At 65.6% G+C, this 4,278-nt stretch carries 4 protein-coding genes; 3 read left to right on the top strand and 1 reads right to left on the bottom strand.

The window, feature by feature from the left end; all coding sequences use genetic code 11:
- A partial coding sequence (locus KZA10_RS08650) for an SIS domain-containing protein (protein WP_218682661.1) occupies nucleotides 1-679 on the bottom strand: 679 nt, incomplete at its 3' end.
- A 292-nt stretch (nucleotides 680-971) separates the two neighbouring features.
- Here KZA10_RS08650 and KZA10_RS08655 point away from each other — a divergent pair.
- Genes KZA10_RS08655 through KZA10_RS08665 form a run of 3 tightly spaced genes read left to right on the top strand, consistent with a single transcriptional unit; the run spans nucleotide 972 to nucleotide 4,151 of the window.
- Entirely contained in the window at nucleotides 972-2,216 is a 1,245-nt protein-coding gene (locus KZA10_RS08655) for an extracellular solute-binding protein (RefSeq protein WP_218682662.1), read from the top strand.
- A 31-nt stretch (nucleotides 2,217-2,247) separates the two neighbouring features.
- The gene (locus tag KZA10_RS08660; RefSeq protein WP_218682663.1) at nucleotides 2,248-3,219 is read left to right on the top strand and encodes a carbohydrate ABC transporter permease; all 972 of its coding nucleotides are present in this window, start codon (nucleotides 2,248-2,250) and stop codon (nucleotides 3,217-3,219) included.
- A 2-nt stretch (nucleotides 3,220-3,221) separates the two neighbouring features.
- Nucleotides 3,222-4,151: a carbohydrate ABC transporter permease gene (locus KZA10_RS08665; protein ID WP_174799513.1), complete on the top strand. Its 930-nt coding sequence runs from the start codon at nucleotides 3,222-3,224 to the stop codon at nucleotides 4,149-4,151.
- The last annotated feature ends 127 nt before the right edge of the window (nucleotides 4,152-4,278 follow it).

Genomic DNA, 4,278 nt, shown 5'->3' on the forward strand with positions numbered 1-4,278 from the left:
TCGCGATCGGGCCGTGGCGGTATTCCATCGACGGGTACGCCTCGGTCCACGACTGCGACGACTCCCGCAGCTTCAACGCGGCCTCGTGGGCGAGACCGATCGTCCAGCCGCGACCCAGGAACGTGTACTGCTCGGCGTCACGCAGCTCGTCGTCGCCGTCCTCGGCGAGCACGGCCTCGGCATCGGCGATGGCTCCGGCGAGGTCTTCACCGAGCGAAGCGCGGAAGAGTGCCAGCGCCGTGGTCGCGAATCGCGTCTGCACGACGGACTTCTCGTCGGCGAACGGCAGCAGCACGGCCTCGTCGACGAGTGAGACGAGCGGCGAGTCCGGGTCGCCGATCACGCCGACGGTGGGGATGCGCCCCTTGATGCGGTCGACGAGCTCGAGCACCTCGCTGGTCGTGCCGGAACGGGTGAGGGCGACGACGGCGTCGTATCCACGGTCGAGGAAGGCCTCGGATGCCGCGTACGCGTCGGTCTCACCGTGGCCGGCGGACTCGCGCAGAGCCGCGTACGACTGCGCCATGAACCACGAGGTACCGCAGCCCACGACGGCGATCCGGGCACCGGAAGCGGGGAGCAGCGCCTGCTCGGCCTTCAGGTCTGCGGCCCGAGTCCACATCTCGGGCTGGGAGTTGAGCTCTTCGCGCATGTGTGCGCCGGGCAGCGATTCCGTCATCGAGGTGCCTTTCTGGCGATATGTTGCATACTTGTGATCGTTTCAAGCTTGATTCGATCATAGTATGGCGTCGAATCGAGTCGTCAACAGCTTTACCTTGATTTGTTTGTTCTCCTGACAAATAATCGGACAAGTTCCACCCGAGCCCCGGCTTGAACGATCGCGGTTGCCTCCCGGCGAAGCGGTCACCCACGCACTGTCGCGTGACGTGCTTGCGACTGTGCACCACACCCCCTCCCGACGCGGCCCCGCCGCCGAGGGTTCGGACATCACAGTGAGGAATGCAATACACATGAAAAAGTCACTGCGGTTCGGCGCCGCCGCCATTGCGGCCGTCGCCACGCTCTCGCTCGCTTCGTGCGGGTTCGGCGGTTCTTCCGGCGACAGCGGCGACGCCGAAGGATCGACCACGCTCGACCTCCTCGTCCCGAGCTACTCCGACGGCACCAAGGCCAACTGGGAGACCGTGATCGACGGGTTCGAGAAGGCCAACCCCGACATCAAGGTCAAGCTCGAGGTGCAGTCGTGGGACAACCTCGAGAAGGTCGTCTCCACCAAGATCCAGGCCGGCGAGGCACCGGACATCTACAACGGCGGGCCGTTCGCGGGCTTCGTCGGCGATGAGCTGCTCTACCCGACGAAGGACGTCGTCTCGGACGACACCTACTCGGACTTCCAGGAGTCGTTCCTCAAGAACGCCGAGGTCGACGGCACCGCGTACGCCCTGCCGCTGATCGCCTCGGCTCGCGCCCTGTTCGTCAACAACGCGCTCCTCTCCCAGGCCGGTGTCGAGGCGCCGACCGACTGGGACTCGCTGCTCGACGCCGCGACCAAGGTCTCCGCGCTCGGGGGCGGAGTCGCCGGATACGGCATGCCGCTCGGATCGGAAGAGGCTCAGGCCGAGGCCGCGGTGTGGCTGTGGGGCGGCGGCGGATCGTTCGGCGACGCGTCGGAGATCACGATCGACACCCCGGAGAACCTGGTCGGAGCCGAGCAGATCAAGAAGATGATCGACGCCGGCGCGACCCAGGCCGACCCCGGCTCCACCCAGCGCTCCCCGCTGATGGACATCTTCATCCAGGGCAAGATCGGCATGCAGGTCGGCCTCCCGCCGACGGTCGGCCAGATCGCAGAGGGCAACCCCAACCTGGACTACTCCATCGTCCCGATCCCGACCAAGGACGGCTCGCCGTTCACGCTCGGCGTCATGGACCAGCTGATGGCGTTCCAGAACGACGACGACAAGAAGGAAGCGATCACCAAGTTCTTCGACTACTACTACTCGGCCGACGTGTACGTGCCGTGGGTGCAGGCCGAGGGCTTCCTCCCCGTCACCAAGTCCGGCGCCGAGCAGCTCTCCGGCGAGGAGGCCCTCAAGCCGTTCCTCGACGTGCTGCCCGACGCGCAGTTCTACCCGTCGACGAACCCGAAGTGGTCCGCCGCCGACGGTGCGTTCAAGTCGCTGTTCGGCCAGCTGCAGTCGAAGCCGGCGCAGGACGTGCTTACCGAGATCCAGGCACAGGTCGACGCGGGCTGAGCCCGCTGATCGGAGAGGTTCGGGTACCCGAATGAGCCAGAAGACAGAGTCCTCGAACCTCGCGGGGGCGGCGAGCAGCCGCCCCCGCACTCCGAAGACCCCGGATGCCACGCGGGGCAGGCCGGGCGGAAAGGACCTCCTCCAGGCGCTGCCCTGGATCGCACCGGCGTTGCTTCTCATCTTCGGCGTGGTGCTGTTCCCCGCCGGGGTGATGTTCTTCAACTCCACGCGCGACATCTCCCTGTCGGGCCTCGACAAGGGCTCGGTCGGCTTCGACAACTTCGTCACGGTCTTCACGTTCGCCGAGTTCTGGCCGATCTTCTTCCGCACGATCCTCTGGGTCGTGTCGGTCGTGGTCTTCACGGTCGTCATCTCGCTCGGCCTCGCCCAGATCCTGAACAAGGCCTTCCCCGGACGCCAGCTCGTCCGCATGGCCGTCATCGTGCCGTGGGCGGCCTCCGTCGTGATGACGACCATGGTGTTCTACTACAGCCTCGAACCGTACTTCGGCATCTTCAACAAGTTCCTCTACGACATCGGGCTCTCCGACGACGCGGTGGGCTACGGCTGGACGAAGAACCCCGCGACGGCGTTCACCTGGTCGATCGTGATCGCGATCTTCGTGTCGCTCCCCTTCACCACGTACACGATCCTCGCCGGCCTCCAGTCGGTCCCGGCCGATGCGATCGAAGCCGCGAAGGTAGACGGCGCCGGCCCCGCGCGCACCTACTGGTCGATCGTGCTGCCCCAACTGCGCAGCGCCCTGGCCGTGGCGATCCTCATCAACATCATCAACGTGTTCAACTCGCTGCCGATCCTGAAGGTGATGACCGGCTCGATCCCGGGTTACGGCGCCGACACGATCATGACCCTGATCTTCAAGTACATCGAGCTGCAGAAGAAGGTCGACGTCGCGAGCGCCCTCTCCGTGGTGGCGTTCCTCATCGTCATCGTGATCGTCGCGGCGTACGTGAAGATCGTCAAGCCCATGAAGGAGGTCTGATCATGACCGTGACCGAGACCGAGCTCGTGACCACCGCGGGAGGCCGCGGCCGCCGCACCACACCTCCGACCCCCGGACGCAAGCGCCGCTACACCGAAGACCAGGTGACGCTGCCCCGCGTGATCCTGCGCACCGTCGCCGGGTTCCTGGTGCTCGCGATCTTCGTGCTGCCGTACCTGATCATGTTCTTCGGCTCGGTGAAGACCAAGGCGCAGATCCGGTCGGTCGAGCCCACCTACCTCCCGACCGAGTGGCACTGGGAGAACTACATCTCGATGTGGTCCACCCCCGAGACGCCCCTGCCATACAACCTCATCTCGACCATCGTGATCGCCGTGTTCGCGACGCTGCTCGTGCTGCTGGTGTCGCTTCCGGCGGCGTACTACACGGCACGCTTCAAGTTCCCCGGCCGCATGGTGTTCCTGTTCCTCGTGATCGTCACGCAGATGCTGCAGCCGGCCGTGCTGACCTCCGGCCTGTTCCGCCAGTTCACCGTTCTCGGACTCGGCGACACCTGGATGGCGATGATCTTCATCAACGCGGCGTTCAACCTGTCGTTCGCGGTGTGGATCATGCACTCCTTCTTCGCGGGCATCCCCAAGGAGGTCGACGAGGCCGCGCAGATCGACGGAGCCGGACGCTTCACCGTGCTGTTCAAGATCAACCTGCCGCTGGTGTGGCCGGGCATCGTCACCGCGATCGTCTTCACGTTCGTCGCGTGCTGGAACGAGTTCGCCGCCTCGCTGGTGATCCTGTCGACCGACAAGAACCAGCCGCTGTCGGTCGCCCTGACCAAGTTCGTCGGTCAGTACGAGACCAGCTGGCAGTACGTGTTCGGCGTCTCGATCGTCGCGATCCTGCCCGTGGTCATCCTGTTCATGCTCATCGAGAAGCGCCTCGTCGGCGGACTGACCGCCGGCAGCGTGAAGTAGAGGACTCTCCGGACTCCTGCCATCCGGACGCGAAGGCGCCGGGTGTCAGGGGTTCGCGGGGGATGCGGCGCGCAGCTGCTCGGGGTTCCAGCGCACGCCGAGCGCACCGGTCAAGGCTGCTTGCGCC

Source organism: Microbacterium sp. BF1 (genome assembly GCF_019279095.1).
In the GTDB taxonomy this organism is placed as follows: domain Bacteria; phylum Actinomycetota; class Actinomycetes; order Actinomycetales; family Microbacteriaceae; genus Microbacterium; species Microbacterium maritypicum.